This window comes from Serratia sp. CY37869, assembly GCF_052168895.1.
Classification (GTDB): Bacteria; Pseudomonadota; Gammaproteobacteria; order Enterobacterales; family Enterobacteriaceae; genus Serratia; species Serratia ureilytica.
Map to the genome: position 1 here is coordinate 2,047,929 of NZ_JBJNLU010000001.1, position 13,438 is coordinate 2,061,366.

General features: G+C 58.1%; 16 protein-coding genes. 9 read left to right on the forward strand and 7 right to left on the reverse strand.

The window, feature by feature from the left end:
- Positions 1–48 precede the first annotated feature (48 nt).
- From ACJ8J1_RS09930 to ACJ8J1_RS09955, 6 genes are read left to right on the forward strand one after another with little or no spacing between them, the layout of a single operon-like run.
- A complete protein-coding gene (locus tag ACJ8J1_RS09930) occupies positions 49–2,163 on the forward strand; it encodes a hypothetical protein (RefSeq protein WP_442520338.1) in 2,115 nt (704 codons plus the stop codon).
- Positions 2,160–2,660 carry a siphovirus Gp157 family protein gene (locus tag ACJ8J1_RS09935; protein WP_077038959.1) on the forward strand — a complete coding sequence of 167 codons (501 nt, stop codon included), beginning with the start codon at positions 2,160–2,162 and terminating at the stop codon, positions 2,658–2,660. The genes ACJ8J1_RS09930 and ACJ8J1_RS09935 overlap by 4 nt, the downstream gene beginning before the upstream one ends.
- A gap of 41 nt (positions 2,661–2,701) precedes the next feature.
- Positions 2,702–2,878, forward strand: coding sequence for a hypothetical protein (locus tag ACJ8J1_RS09940; RefSeq protein ID WP_168166355.1), 177 nt, complete (start codon positions 2,702–2,704; stop codon positions 2,876–2,878).
- A 50-nt stretch (positions 2,879–2,928) separates the two neighbouring features.
- Positions 2,929–3,135, forward strand: a complete 207-nt coding sequence (locus ACJ8J1_RS09945; protein ID WP_060450650.1) for a hypothetical protein — start codon at positions 2,929–2,931, stop codon at positions 3,133–3,135.
- A complete protein-coding gene (locus ACJ8J1_RS09950) occupies positions 3,101–3,442 on the forward strand; it encodes an excisionase (protein WP_080435747.1) in 342 nt (113 codons plus the stop codon). Before ACJ8J1_RS09945 ends, ACJ8J1_RS09950 begins: the two co-directional genes overlap by 35 nt.
- Positions 3,417–4,499: a tyrosine-type recombinase/integrase gene (locus tag ACJ8J1_RS09955; protein WP_342183515.1), complete on the forward strand. Its 1,083-nt coding sequence runs from the start codon at positions 3,417–3,419 to the stop codon at positions 4,497–4,499. Before ACJ8J1_RS09950 ends, ACJ8J1_RS09955 begins: the two co-directional genes overlap by 26 nt.
- Positions 4,500–4,815: 316 nt before the next feature.
- On the opposite strand, the gene ACJ8J1_RS09960 is transcribed toward ACJ8J1_RS09955, so the two are convergent.
- From ACJ8J1_RS09960 to ftnA, 4 genes are all read right to left on the reverse strand, one after another.
- The gene (locus tag ACJ8J1_RS09960; RefSeq protein ID WP_016928154.1) at positions 4,816–5,157 is read right to left on the reverse strand and encodes a YebY family protein; all 342 of its coding nucleotides are present in this window, start codon (positions 5,155–5,157) and stop codon (positions 4,816–4,818) included.
- Between the two features lie 69 nt (positions 5,158–5,226).
- Positions 5,227–6,108 (reverse strand): copper homeostasis membrane protein CopD, encoded by an 882-nt coding sequence (gene copD / locus ACJ8J1_RS09965; protein ID WP_033642717.1) that lies wholly within the window; start codon positions 6,106–6,108, stop codon positions 5,227–5,229.
- A gap of 2 nt (positions 6,109–6,110) precedes the next feature.
- Positions 6,111–6,494 (reverse strand): CopC domain-containing protein YobA, encoded by a 384-nt coding sequence (gene yobA / locus ACJ8J1_RS09970; RefSeq protein WP_004940886.1) that lies wholly within the window; start codon positions 6,492–6,494, stop codon positions 6,111–6,113.
- A 326-nt stretch (positions 6,495–6,820) separates the two neighbouring features.
- Positions 6,821–7,339: a non-heme ferritin gene (ftnA, locus tag ACJ8J1_RS09975; RefSeq protein ID WP_033642716.1), complete on the reverse strand. Its 519-nt coding sequence runs from the start codon at positions 7,337–7,339 to the stop codon at positions 6,821–6,823.
- Between the two features lie 340 nt (positions 7,340–7,679).
- Between ftnA and ACJ8J1_RS09980 the strand changes: the two genes are divergently transcribed.
- Positions 7,680–7,910: a DNA polymerase III subunit theta gene (locus ACJ8J1_RS09980; protein ID WP_033642715.1), complete on the forward strand. Its 231-nt coding sequence runs from the start codon at positions 7,680–7,682 to the stop codon at positions 7,908–7,910.
- Positions 7,911–7,941: 31 nt separating this feature from the next.
- Here the strand turns inward: ACJ8J1_RS09980 and pip are convergent, their stop codons facing one another.
- Positions 7,942–8,895: a prolyl aminopeptidase gene (gene pip / locus ACJ8J1_RS09985; RefSeq protein WP_033644252.1), complete on the reverse strand. Its 954-nt coding sequence runs from the start codon at positions 8,893–8,895 to the stop codon at positions 7,942–7,944.
- Between the two features lie 177 nt (positions 8,896–9,072).
- Complete coding sequence (dksA, locus tag ACJ8J1_RS09990) at positions 9,073–9,498, reverse strand: RNA polymerase-binding protein DksA (RefSeq protein WP_033642714.1); 426 nt, start codon at positions 9,496–9,498, stop codon at positions 9,073–9,075.
- Between the two features lie 369 nt (positions 9,499–9,867).
- On the opposite strand from dksA, the gene ACJ8J1_RS09995 reads away from it, so the two are divergent.
- Positions 9,868–10,614: a carbon-nitrogen hydrolase family protein gene (locus ACJ8J1_RS09995; RefSeq protein WP_033642713.1), complete on the forward strand. Its 747-nt coding sequence runs from the start codon at positions 9,868–9,870 to the stop codon at positions 10,612–10,614.
- Between the two features lie 26 nt (positions 10,615–10,640).
- Positions 10,641–11,309, forward strand: a complete 669-nt coding sequence (gene exoX / locus ACJ8J1_RS10000; protein ID WP_033644251.1) for an exodeoxyribonuclease X — start codon at positions 10,641–10,643, stop codon at positions 11,307–11,309.
- Positions 11,310–11,344: 35 nt separating this feature from the next.
- On the opposite strand, the gene ACJ8J1_RS10005 is transcribed toward exoX, so the two are convergent.
- The gene (locus ACJ8J1_RS10005; RefSeq protein WP_033642712.1) at positions 11,345–13,378 is read right to left on the reverse strand and encodes a S9 family peptidase; all 2,034 of its coding nucleotides are present in this window, start codon (positions 13,376–13,378) and stop codon (positions 11,345–11,347) included.
- Positions 13,379–13,438 lie beyond the last annotated feature (60 nt).

The window sequence follows — 13,438 nt, forward strand, 5'->3', positions numbered from 1 at the left end:
TACATTTCACTTTTTGAGCCTAAGAAAAAGGCTCAGGTTAACGGCGCCGTGCCGCTGGTGATCGCGTTGGAAGCGCCAAACAAGCGCGCGGCCGAAAGCATCGCCACCGGCAAACTGTATGAAGCCTACCCGGAGGGCGGCGACAACTTCTTCAATCCGAAAACTGTCGAAGATCAGACCGGTCACCCTCGCCCGGCCGTCGGTCAGTTTGATGAAAAGTTTGCCGCTGATAACGTGTTCGACGGCAACGCGTGGACGCCAAAAGAGCCAGAGCCGGAATTGCCGGCCGGGCCTATCGACCTGATGGCGCAACCTGCCAACGTTCGGATCGCCGCCGTTGTGATGTACGGTGATGCTGAGATCGATAATAGTCAGTTATCGCTGGTTGTGGATTTGCTCAATGACGAGGAAACGCCAGATGATACCGGCATGCGCGCGGTGATCGACGGGCTAGTATCGGTTCCCGCTGTCGGCGCCATGTACCCCGCATCCGTCTACAAATTGGTTTCAGCGCTGTTCCAAAACACTACTGCCATGCCGACCGAAGAAGCCACCACCGCATTCGCGCAGGCCTGGGTCGACAGGCCTGACGATCGCGAAAACCTGACGCAGAACAGCACCAGCACCAGCACCAGCACCAGCACCAGCACCAGCACCAGCACCGACAATGCCAGCGGCGCGGCCGACTACAACACCCTGAGCATGCACACGGCGTTATCGATCATGGGCGTTAATCCTGCAGAGGCGAAAGCGGCCGACGTGAAAAACGCCAAAGAGATTATCGCAAACCGCGATAACGCCTGGCGCGCGTGGGACAAAACGCTGCGTGTGATAGTCGGCATTCTCAACGTCGAAACCGACGTGCGCCACGGCATCATTTCCGACGGCCTCAAAAACCTCAAGCTGATCAGCGACGATGCAGAACGCCTGCACTTCGTGAAATCGCGCCTCGCTGGTCACACTGCATGCCCAGAGCTGGATTCCTACGGCAAGAACCCACCACCGGTATCAGTGGAAAATCTCGGCGGCGGCCGCTTCTCTATCGAAGGTCTGATCGGCAGCGGTGAGCAGCAGCATGCGGATCCAGACACGGCGCAATCTACCACCTCAAATCAGGGTGTAAAAACAGAAGTAGCGCAGCAGCAAGTTACCGACGCTGCGGCGGCGCAGGCCAAGCAGCAACTGGATCAGATGGGCTATGGCGTTTACGCCAACGCACCGGCGGAGAAATCCCCGCAACTGCAGCAGGCGGAAGAAAACGCCGACCGCGCCGAAGCTCTGGCGCAGCAACTGAAAGCCGACGATTTCCAACAGCGCGCCGCGCAGGTTGAGCAGGTAATCGCAGAACAATCAGCAGAAGATAGCGACAACCTCGGCATTTGGAACCGCGTTTATAAGACCGATGCCAAGTTTACCAAGGCATTCAGCAATAACGGCGGCGGAACATCGATCAACGGCACCTACATGGTGATGCAGGCCACCAAAGTATTCGGGCCACAGGGCATTAACTGGGGTGTAGAAATCATCGAAGAGCGTTTCGATAACGGCGCTCCAATCATGCGATCGGTGAAGCAGCAGGACGGGAACTTTATTCAAGAGATCATTCCGAACGGCGCCGGCGGTTATCTGTGTGAGGTAAACCACACCGTGAAAATCCGCCTGTGGTACAAGCACAGCGGTAAGACTGGCGAGGTGATCGCTTATGGCTGCACGCCATACGTTTACAAGAGCAAAAACGGTCCACTCAGCGACGGTGAAGCCCCGAAAAAATCTCTTACAGACGCCACCAAAAAAGCTCTGTCACAACTCGGTTTCTCCGCCGACGTGTTCCTCGGACTGTACGACGATCTGACCTACCGCCAGGAGAACGATGCAGAATTCGCGCTCAAGAACGCCAGCGAGAAAGCCGAGGGCGTAACCCGTATGCGCGAAGAGCTGGACGAGCATCTGGCGAAAGTCGCCGAGACTCTCAAAGGTGCGGTTACAGCCAATGAGGCGACCAAGGTTCACGGTTCTGTCGCTCGTGAGATTGAAGCCCATCGCAAGGCCGCCGACGGCAAAGGCGATAAAGAGTTTGCCCAATACCTGGCCGGCCGCCTGCGCCGCCTCACCGCCCTGAAAGATGAACGCATCGCCGCACTGACCGAGGAGAAAGCATCATGAGCATTAACGCCATTGCATTAGCAGCTGATTACGCCAAGTTTCAGGAGCTGATCGAAACCTCCGACGATCTGACGCCGGAGATGATCGCCGACACGCTGGAGGGTATCGAGGGGGCGCTCGGCGACAAACTGGACGCGGCTTTTATCCACGTTCGTAATATCGAGGGGCAAGCCGACACGCTGGCGGCTGAAATCAAACGCCTGACAGACCGTAAAAAATCATTCGAGAACCGCGCCAAGTCGATCCGCAAGTATGTGCTGGCGTGCCTGCTGGCCAGCGGCCAGGGCTCCATTAAAACCACCGCAAATACCTTCACGGCGCGCAAAGGATCCGCCGGTGTGGTGGTCGACAATGCCGACCTGTTGCCGGATGAACTGGTGACGGTGCAAACGGTGGTAGCGCCGGACAAGAAAGCCATCAAAGAGGCAATCGAGAACGGCGTGGAAGTCAAAGGCGCGCATATCGAAATCGGCGAACCGTCGCTGCAGGTGCGTTAATCATCCGGCCCCGGCGACGGGGCCAATACTGAGGATCTCACATGCTGAGAATGTACCTGGCCAAAGGCGATGCGGTGCACGTGACCTTCCCTGACGGTACCACCGGAATCATTGAGGCCGAGAGCCGCGGCGAGCTGGCTTTCCACTTCCCGCAATCTGTACGCCTGACACGCGAGAAAGAAGCCTTTAAAAAACCGATTACGCCTAATCAGAAATAACCACCCCCGCCATGTTTGCATTGTTGGAAACCACACAACGGGGAACAGCAATGCAACCATGGCAACCAGGCGCCCGCCTACTCTCTGATTTCGATATCAAGATCGGCCGGCTATCTGCCAGCGTCAGAAAAGCGACGCTGAGCGATGACGATATAGCCCGGGCGTGTCGTGTGACCGACGACGCAATCGCCCAATTACTGAAGCTGAAACTGAGGAAAGACCATGTCCAACAAATTGATCCAGGGGAGTTGCAATAGTCATCTTCCAAACACAATCAACAGCACTAGCCACGCCGTATTTTTGACCTTAGAGGAATGGTGCAATAGCACTTATCCTGGGAAAAAACCGTCATTGCAAACTCTTCAGCGCTGGGCTCGAAACGGCAATTTTTACCCGGCGGCTGAAAAACACGGTAAGCAATACAGGCTTGTACCTGGTGCCATATACATAGACCCAAGCGATCCTCGCTTAGGCAAAAAAATAAAAGAAGCTCGCAGCATCGAGCCAGCAAGAACAGCGTTTATGGAGAAAGTGATTAATGACTCGGCAAAGGGGGGGGTATGACATGCGACTGCCTAAAAACCTGACATTCCGCCGAAACCGGAACGCGTTCTACTGGCGCAATCCAGTCACCAAAAAAGAGATCTCTCTCGGCCAGATTTCGCGACGCGAGGCTATCGCCCAAGCGATTGAAGCCAACCACTATATCGAGCAAAATTACTCTCCCGTTCTGCTCCTGGAGAAAATCAAGGGCAGCCACGAATACACGCTAAACGCCTGGCTCGATCGGTACGATGTCCTATTCAAGCGGCGAGAACTGGCCGAGAACACATACAAAGTGCGCGCCGGCCAAATTGCCATTATCCGGGAACGCCTGGGCGACATGGTGCTGACAAAAATCTCGACACGCCACATCGCCGAATTTCTCGAGTTTTGGATCGCCCAGAACAAAAAGACAATGGCCGCAACCATGCGATCGGTGCTGTCTGATATTTTCCGCGAGGCGATCGTGGAAGGTCACATCGAAAACAACCCTGTGACCCCTACCCGCGCGGCGAAAGCTGTCGTGATGCGCGAACGTCTGGAACTGAAGCAATACGGGCCGATTCGAGAGGCCGCGGAAACAATGCCGCCTTGGTTCTGCCTGGCGATGGATCTCGCTCTGGTCTCCGGCCAGCGCCGCGAGGATCTGACACAAATGCGCTTTAGCCATATCGTTGACGGCCGCCTGCAGGTTGAACAAGGCAAAACGGGGGCTTTGCTCTCCCTCCCCCTTGATCTTGAACTGAAATGCATGGGCCTGCGGCTTGGCGCCGTTATCGACCGATGCCGATTGGTCAGCACGACTGACTTCATGATCAGCGCCGGCATCAGGAAAAATAGCCCAGATGGCTCGATCCACCCCGACGGGCTAACGAAAAAATTTGTCGCCGCGCGGAAAGCATCAGGTTTGGAATTTCAGGAAAGCCCGCCGACGTTCCACGAGATCCGAAGCCTGTCCGGCCGTCTGTACGAAAAGCAGAACGACAAGGCATTTGCTCAAAAGCTGCTGGGGCATACAACGGAAATGATGACACTGAAATATCTTAAAACGAGGGGAAAAGAGTACGTGATGCTGTAAAAGACCGAATATCAAAATTCGGACATATTTCGGACATTTTCGGACAAACGAAAATAAATCCTTTAAAATCAACAACTCAAAAAAAGACCGAATACGATTCCTATATTCGGTCTAGGGAAATGGCTCTTGGGAGAGAGCCGTGCGCTAAAAGTTGGCATTTAATGCAGGGCTTGTTCAGCCGTGCACTTTAAGAGTAGCCTACCGCGCCAGTTTTGCCAGCCGCCCGGCGGCCGCGTGATAGTTTCGTGACGAAATAACTATGCGGCAAATGCGCATCAATCTGCGCGCGCTGGGCAAGGCGTTGGCAAACAAGCGGTTAGTCAGCGCACAGCTTCTCGGCGCGTTCGATAAACGGCGCCATGCTCATTTTCTTCCCCGGTTCAGCGGGATCGTCCAGCAGGATCACGTCCAGCGGCTGTGCGCGCTGATGGCCCTTCTTCACCTGCTGCTCCGCCGCGTCGTTGAGCGGGTATTGCATCAGGGTGCTGTTATTCAGCACGAACAGCGCGCCGCCGCTGCGGCACTGCAGCGTCACCTCTTCCTTGGTGAACGCCCACTGTTTGCCGTACTCCAGTTTGGTGATGTTAACCAGTTTGTCTGCCGCCAGCGCGCCGGTCGCGGTTGCCAGCAGCGTAATGCCGAGTAATACCGATTTCATGTGATGGCCTTAAGGTTGCTATTCGCGTCGATTTTCCCGCAGCTTGCCGGCCTGCGGCAAGCTGAAATGTCAAACCGGCGCATAGGTTGCAAATAAACTGACCAGCAGCAGCACCGCCATCCCCAGCCCGACTTCGAGCCAGCAGGCCAGCACCACCCCGCGCTGCGCCAGCGCCGGTACGCGGCTCATCGCCGGCACGATGGCGTAGCGATTTGCCAGCGCCACCATCACCATCAGCGCCACCAGCGCGGTTTTGATCAGCAGCAGGCGCTGATAAGGCGAGCTGAGATTAAGCGGCCAACCGCCGAGTATGATCAGGCTGTTGACGATGCCGGTGACGATCACCGCCGCCACCGCCAGGTGCCCCCAGCGCGAGAAACGGATCAGCGTGGTGATGGCGTCGCTGCGCCACTGCGGCGGCTGCAGGTAGCGCAGGCAAACCAGCAGCGGCGCCAGACTGCCGAACCAGTAACCGGCGGCCAGCAGGTGCGCCGCATGGTTGGCGCGGTGCAGCGCGCCCAGCGCGCCTTCGTGCATCGCCGCGTGGCCGATGAACGCCAGGCTCACCAGCAGCAGCGCTGAGCACAGCGCCAACGCCTGCGCGCGCGGCCGTTTCGGCAGCAGCAGGCTCAGGATCGCCAGCAGCGACAGGCCCAGATGCCAGCGCCACACTTCGCCGAAGGTGGTGCCGAGCACCGCCCACCAAACCTCCAGCCGCCAGGTGTCTTGCCAACCGTCGCCCATCTGCCCGGCCTGAATGGCCAGCAGCGCCACGGCGGAAAGCCCGGCAATCCAGGTGCCGGCAAGCAGCAGCGGACGCACATCGCGGGAGAGGATCGGGGAAAGGCGCTGCGGTGCCAATAAGGCGGTGAACAGACTGATGCCAAACATCAGCATCACCGCCGCAAAGTGCACCAAGCGACACAGAACGAACAGAGTCGCCAGACTCACGATCAGTTTACGGTGAAGCTGTACTGGCCTTTGGTTTTATGCCCGTCGACCGACACCACATGCCAGCTGACGTTGTATTTGCCCGCGCTCAGCTCGCCTTCGATCGGCACGTTGACCTGGGTGTTGTTGTTCGGATCGAGCTGCAGCTTGCCGGTTTTCACCACGGCGTTATCCGGGCCGGTGATTTTCACGCCGCTGAAGTTCGGCTCGATGCCTTCGGAGAAGCTGAGAGTCAGCGCCTTCGGCGCCGGGCTGACGCTGGCGTCGGCCTTCGGCGTTTCCACTTTCAGGTGAGCGTGCGCCAAGGCTTGCTGTGAAGACAGGCCAACGAACAGGACGAAAACGGTGGAAAGCAGGCGACAGGAGGAACGAATTTTACCGATCACAGTGGTATCCCTTAACAATATAAAGAGGGTCATAAGGGTTAAGGCCACAGCCAAGGCGATGTATCAGCGGCCCCAACCCACCGCAAATGATTGCGCCACGGGTAAACAGAAAAACGGGTTGTATCGGCTAACCCGCTGTTTTGACTCTACCATCCCTGTAGCGTATCGCGGTAAATCATAACGAGCACGCCTCAGCAAGTCGAGCGCATCACTGGCATTTTGCGATCCGGCAGCACGTATCGCCGCATAACCACGATAAACGCAGGGTAAAAAAAACCACGCGTCGGGTTTGCCCCGCGCGCGGTTTTTCAATGTTCTGTCAGGGATCAGGCCTGGCCGTTGCCGCCCTGGCCCATCGCGCCCATTTTCTTCAGGTCTTTGTCGATGAAGAACAGGCCTTTGCCGCTGGTGCCCACCAGCGCCAGCTTATCCAGCACGGATTTGAACAGTTTCTCTTCTTCGTGCTGCTCCGCCACGTACCATTGCAGGAAGTTGAAGGTGGAGTAATCGTGCGAGGACATTGCCGCGTGCGCCAGCTCGTTGATCTGACGGGTGATCAGCTTCTCGTGTTCGTAGGTCTGTTCGAACACGTCCGCCAGCGACTCAAACGCCACCGGCGGGGCCGCGATGGTGCCCAGCAGCGGCAGAGAGCCGGTGTCGCTCAGGTAGTCGAACAGACGTTGCATATGCTGCATCTCTTCCTGAGAGTGCTCTTTAAGAAATGCGGCGGCGCCTTCAAAGCCTTTGTCGCTGCACCATGCGCTCATCTGCAGATACAGGTTGGCGGAGTAGAACTCCAGATTCAGTTGCTCATTCAGCTTTTGAGTCATTTCTTGCGTCAGCATAATGATTCCTTTTATTTTGCAGGTCATGAATTTAATTTCCGCGCATTATGCCCTGTCGCCGTAAAAATAAAAACACCTTATTTACACTCAAATCATATTAATTACAAAAATCATAAATATCAATAAATTAAAATATCACCAATACATTGAGAATTAACATGAGAATTATTTAGATCTTTTATTTTAATCAAAAAGCGAATCATTCTTATTTAAAAGAATAAATAGATTGCATTACTCTTGGATAAATATCGCCCACCGCCGCGGCGCAACGGGCTTGCCAAGCGCCGCCGGGTGGATTACCTTCTGCGCAGATTCAATGCGGCAAAGTAAGGAGCATAAGGTGGGTTACAATCTGGCCGAGTTGTCCAAAGAAGAAATGGACAGGGTGAATGTGGATCTCGCCGCCTCAGGCGTGGCGTACAAAGAGCGTTACAACATGCCGGTGATCCCGGAAGTGGTGGAGCGCGAGCAGCCGGAGCCGCTGCGCGACTATTTTCGCGAGCGCGTGGCGCACTACCGCGCGGAATCCCACAAGTTTTCGCGTCTGCCTTACGAACCGAAGGCCAAATAACAAAACCCGCCGTTACGGCGGGTTTTTCGTGTCACTTGCCGGCGAATCGGTCGGTGGCGATCATCAGCTGGTGCAAAATGCCCGGTTCATCAAACGAATGCCCCGCCCCTTCCACGATATGCAGCTCCGCCTCCGGCCAGGCCTTGGCCAGATCCCAGGCGTTTTGCACCTGGCAGGCCATGTCATAGCGGCCGTGGACGATCACCGCCGGGATATGGCGGATCAGCGGCACGTTGCGCAGCAGTTGGTCATCGCTCTCCAGGAACCCCAAATGCGTGAAGTAGTGGTTTTCAATGCGGGCGAACGCCAGCGCGAAATCATCCTCGCCGAACGAAGCGGATTCACGGCTTGGCAACAGCGTCACCGTTTCCCCTTCCCACACGCTCCACAGTTTGGCCGCTTCGAGCTGCACCTGCGGATCGGCTGAAGTCAGCCGCTGCCGATAGGCAGCAATCACGTCTTTGCGCTCGTCATCCGACAGAATGGACAGCACGCGCTCCCACTTGTCCGGGAAGAAGCGCGAAGCGCCGTCCTGGTAATACCAATGCAGCTCCTGCTTGCGCAGGGTAAAGATGCCGCGCAGCACCATTTCACTGACGCGCTCCGGGTGGGTCTGCGCATAGGCGAGCGCCAGCGTAGATCCCCAGGAGCCGCCGAACACCAGCCACTGCTCGACGCCGGCCATTTCGCGCAGCCGCTCGATATCGGCCACCAAATGCCAGGTGGTGTTGTTGTCCAGGCTGGCGTGCGGACGGGAGCGGCCACAGCCGCGCTGATCGAACAGCAATACCTTGTAGCGCTCGGGATCGAACAGCTGGCGATGATGCGCAGAGATGCCGCCGCCCGGCCCGCCATGAATGAAGACCGCCGGTTTACCGTTCGGGTTGCCGCTCAGCTCCCAGTAGATCCGGTGGCCATCCCCAGTGTCCAGCCAACCGCTGTCGTATGCCGCTAACGGCGGGTACAAACCTCGTAATTGTTCCATGGCGCTTTCCGTCTCTCTGTGAGTCATGCTTTCATCAAAGCGGAAGCCGCCCGGCAGGTCAACGGTAAAACCTGAAAACTCGAACGCGCGCCGGGAACTCGGCGCGCGTTTGCTCAAAATCGCAACGACCCGCCTGCAAAATGCCCACAGGCCCGATCAGTTCACGTCTTGTTACGCCTACACGCCTTTACGCATATGCGGCTCGCGCATCTCCTGTGCGGTTTTCGCCTCGATGCTCAGTTCCGCCGTCGGGCGCAGCAGCAGGCGTGCCAAGCCGATGGGTTCGCCGGTTTCCCGGCAGTAGCCGTATTCGCCGTTCTGCAACCGCGCCAGCGCCGCATCGATTTTCGGCAGCAGGCGGCTTTCGCGATCCAACTGGCGGAACAACAGGCGCAGCTCTTCTTCGCGCGCCGCCTTGTCGGCTTCATCACCCGTCGCTTCGCCGCTGTCGATCGCCTTCTTCAGCTCATCGATGTGCAACAGCAGTTTTTGCCGCTCATCCTGCAGCAGCTGGCGGAAAAAAGCCCGTTGAACCGAGTTCATGTAATCAGAATCCGGCATGGCCAGCAGTTGCTGCGCATCCGGTAATGTCATCACTGTCATTGCGTTCTCCGAACCCTAAAAGTGTAATATTATAACATAATAATTATTTTAAGCACCCGGTCATCCAAAAACAAAATTTCACGTGCAAACAGCCAGTTACATACTACTTGCACTTTGTCGCTTGCATCCTGTCGGCTTTAGGCGGTTAATGGCTGAGCAAGCCACCCAATCATAGGTAACGAGAGGCCATCATGAGTAAGGGAATGGATAGCAAAAAAAATGCGAAGAAGAAGCCGTTGAAAACCCCAGCCGAGAAACGTGCGGAGAAACGCGCTAAAAAAGCGCATCCGTCTGGTGAGTAAACGTCCTTCCATCCGTCATTAAACCCGCCAAGGCGGGTTTTTTATTGCCTCACTGGAGAGATGGCCAATGCCGTGCTTTACCCTCGCCGCAGCCCAATACCCCGCCGCTGCGGCCAATATCGCCTGCAACCTTGAACGTCACCTTGAATTTGTCGCGCAGGCAGCCGAACAGCAGGTGCAACTGCTGGTTTTTCCCGAACTGTCGCTAAGCGGCTATGAGCTGGCCGATGCCGCCGAACTGGCGCTGACGCTGGACGATCCGCGTCTGCAACCGCTCGCTGCGGCGGCGCAATCGCATCAGATGACGATCATCGTCGGCGCGCCCTTGCGCAGCGGCCAGGCGCTGCATATCGCCGCCTTGATCTTTCACCCCAACGGCGCGGTGGCCGCCTATACCAAGCAACATCTGCACGGCGCGGAACAACAACGGTTCTTGCCCGGTAATGGCGGCACGCTGCTGGAAATACATCGGCAACGCATCGCGCTGGCTATCTGCGCCGACACCTCGCAACCCGGCCACGCAAGCGCCGCCGCGCTGGCGGGTGCGCAGATTTATGCCGCCGGCGTGCTGGTATCTGAAGCCGGTTACGCGAAAGACAGCGCTGCGCTGGCAGGCTATGCCCGTCGTTATGGCATGGTCACGCTGATGGCCAACCATGCGGCGCCGACCGGAGGCTGGATCCCGGCAGGCCGCAGCGCCATCTGGGATGAAACGGGAGCGCTTTTGGTTGCCGCGCCGGATGACGCCCCTGGCCTTGTCATCGCCGACAGGACCCGCGACGGTTGGCACGGCCGCCTGTGCCGGTTAAGCTGAAGCCTGACGGCAACGCGGAGGAAAGCATGACGTTACGCGTAATAGATACCGAGACCTGCGGGCTGGACGGCGGCGTGGTGGAAGTGGCCTCCCTCGATCTGCTCGACGGCCAATTGACCAACCCGATGAGCGACCTGATCAGCCCGGACCGCCCCATCAGCCTCGACGCGATGGCGATTCATCACATCACCGAACAGATGGTGGAAGGCAAACCGCGCATTGCGGTGGCGATCGGCCGCTATCAGGGCAGCCCCTACTATGTGGCGCACAACGCCGCCTTTGATCGCGGGGTGTTGCCGGAGATGAACGGCGCCTGGATCTGCACCCTCAAGCTGGCGCGCACGCTGTATCCGGACATCAAGTACGGCAACCAGTATCTGCGCTACGCGCTGAATCTGGACGTGCAGCTGCCGGCAGACGCCACGCTGTACCCGCACCGCGCGCTGTATGACTGCTACGTCACCGCCGCACTGCTGCAACGCATCATCAAGGATTCGGGCTGGACGCCGGAGCAAATGGTGCAGATCACCGAACAGCCGGTGCTGCTGAAGAAGTTCAAGTTCGGCAAGTATCGCGGGCAGGAGATCGATCGCATCGCCCAGGAAGACCCCGGCTATCTGCGCTGGATGCTGAAATCCATCGACGATCTGAGCCCGGACATGAAACACACGCTGAAATACTATCTGATTGGCTAACACGGCGGGCGGCTCAGGCCGCCCGCCGCACGCCGTTATTCCGCCAGCGCCAGAATGAAGGCGTACTCCAACGCAATATCCTCATAGGCCTTGAAGCGGCCGGATTTGCCGCCGTGGCCGGCATCCATGTCGGTATACAGCAGCAGCTGCCGATCGTCGGTTTTCAGCTCGCGCAGCTTGGCCACCCACTTGGCCGGCTCCCAATATTGCACCTGCGAATCGTGCAGGCCGGTGGTCACCAGCAGATGCGGGTATGCCTGTGCCTTCACCTGATCGTACGGGCTGTACTGCTTGATGTAGTCGTAATAGGCCTGCTCGTTCGGGTTGCCCCACTCGTCGTATTCGCCGGTGGTCAGCGGGATGGACTCGTCCAGCATGGTGGTCACCACGTCGACGAACGGCACCTGCGCCACCACGCCGTGGAACAGCTGCGGCGCCTGGTTGATCACCGCCCCCATCAGCAGGCCGCCGGCGCTGCCGCCCATGGCGAACACCCGCTTGCCGTCGCCGTAGCCCTGGGCGACCAGCGTTTCGGTCACGTCGATAAAGTCGTTGAAGGTGTTTTGCTTGTTGAACAGCTTGCCGTCTTCATACCACAGCTGCCCCAGCTCACCGCCGCCGCGAATGTGCGCCAGCACGAACACGACACCGCGATCCAGCAGGCTCAGGCGGCTGGCGCTGAACGCCGGATCCATGCTGCTGCCGTAAGAGCCGTAGCCGTACACCATCAGCGGGTTGGCGCCGCGCTGGAAGCTGTCCTGGCGATACACCAGCGAGACCGGCACTTCGACGCCGTCGCGCGCCTTCACCCACACCCGCTCGCTGCGGTAATTTTCCGGCGTGAAGTTCTTCACTTCCTGCTGTTTGAGCATCGTCCGCTCGCCGCTGTCCATGTTCAGCTCGTACAGCGTGGTCGGGGTGGTCATCGACGAATAGCCGTAGCGCAGCAGCGCGGTCTCCGGATCCGGGTTATACGCCAGCCAGGTGGTGTAGGTCGGATCGTCGAAGGCGATGCGCTTCTCTTCGCCAGTCTGCCAGTGGATCTGGCGCAGCAGCGTCAGGCCGGCATTGCGCTCTTCGACCACCAACCAATCACGGAACAGGCTGAAGCCCTCCAGCATCACGTCGGCACGCGGGGCGATCAGCGTCTGCCACTGCGCTTCGTCCGCCTGCTCGCTCTGGTACAGGCCGAAGTTCTTGCCGTCCTTGTTGGAGCGGATATAGAAATGCTGGTGATAGTGATCGATGGCGTACTCGTGATCCTTGCGGCGCGGCACGAACAGCTGCGGCTTGGCATCCGCCCGATCGGCGTCCAGCAGCAGGATCTCCGAGGTGGTGGTGCTGCTCAGGTGGATCAGAATAAAGCGCTCGGAGGTGGTCTTCTCCAGCCCGACGTAGAAAGTATCGTCCCGCTCTTCGTAAATCAGCTCGTCCTGCTGCGGATCGCTGCCGACTACGTGGCGATAGACCTGATACGGCAACAGCGTCTTGGCGTGCTTGCGCACGTAGTACACCGTCGAGGAATCGTTGGCCCACTCGAAGCTGCCGGAGGTGTTTTCCAGCACTTCGTCGGCCCAGCTGCCGTCGGCCAGGTTCTTGAAACGAATGTCATACTGGCGGCGCGACAGGAAATCCTCCGCCACCCCCAGACGCTGATTGTCGGGGCTGACGTCCAGCCCGCCCAGGGTGTAAAACTCGTGGTTCTCGGCGCGTTGGTTGCCGTCGATAAGCACATCCCACTGCTCGCTCTCGGCCTGCGGCTGGCGCACATAAATCGCGTATTCGTTGCCCGGCTCGTAGCGCGTCTGATAGCGATAGCCGTGGCGCACGTAAGGCACCGAATGTTCCTGCTGCGGGATGCGCGCCACCATCTCTTCGTACAGGGCTTCGCGCAGCGTCTGCTGCGGCTTCAACATCACATCGGTGTAGGCGTTCTCCGCCTGCAGGTAGTCCAGCACCTGACGGTCTGCGCGCTCATCGTCGCGCAGCCAGTAGTAGTCATCCACGCGCGTATCACCGTGGATAGTGATGGGATAAGGCCGTTTTTCCGCTTTCGGTGGGGTCATCATTGCTAAATCATCCGCTTACATAGATTGCGGCAAGAGTGACACGATTCCCCCCGGCTTGCC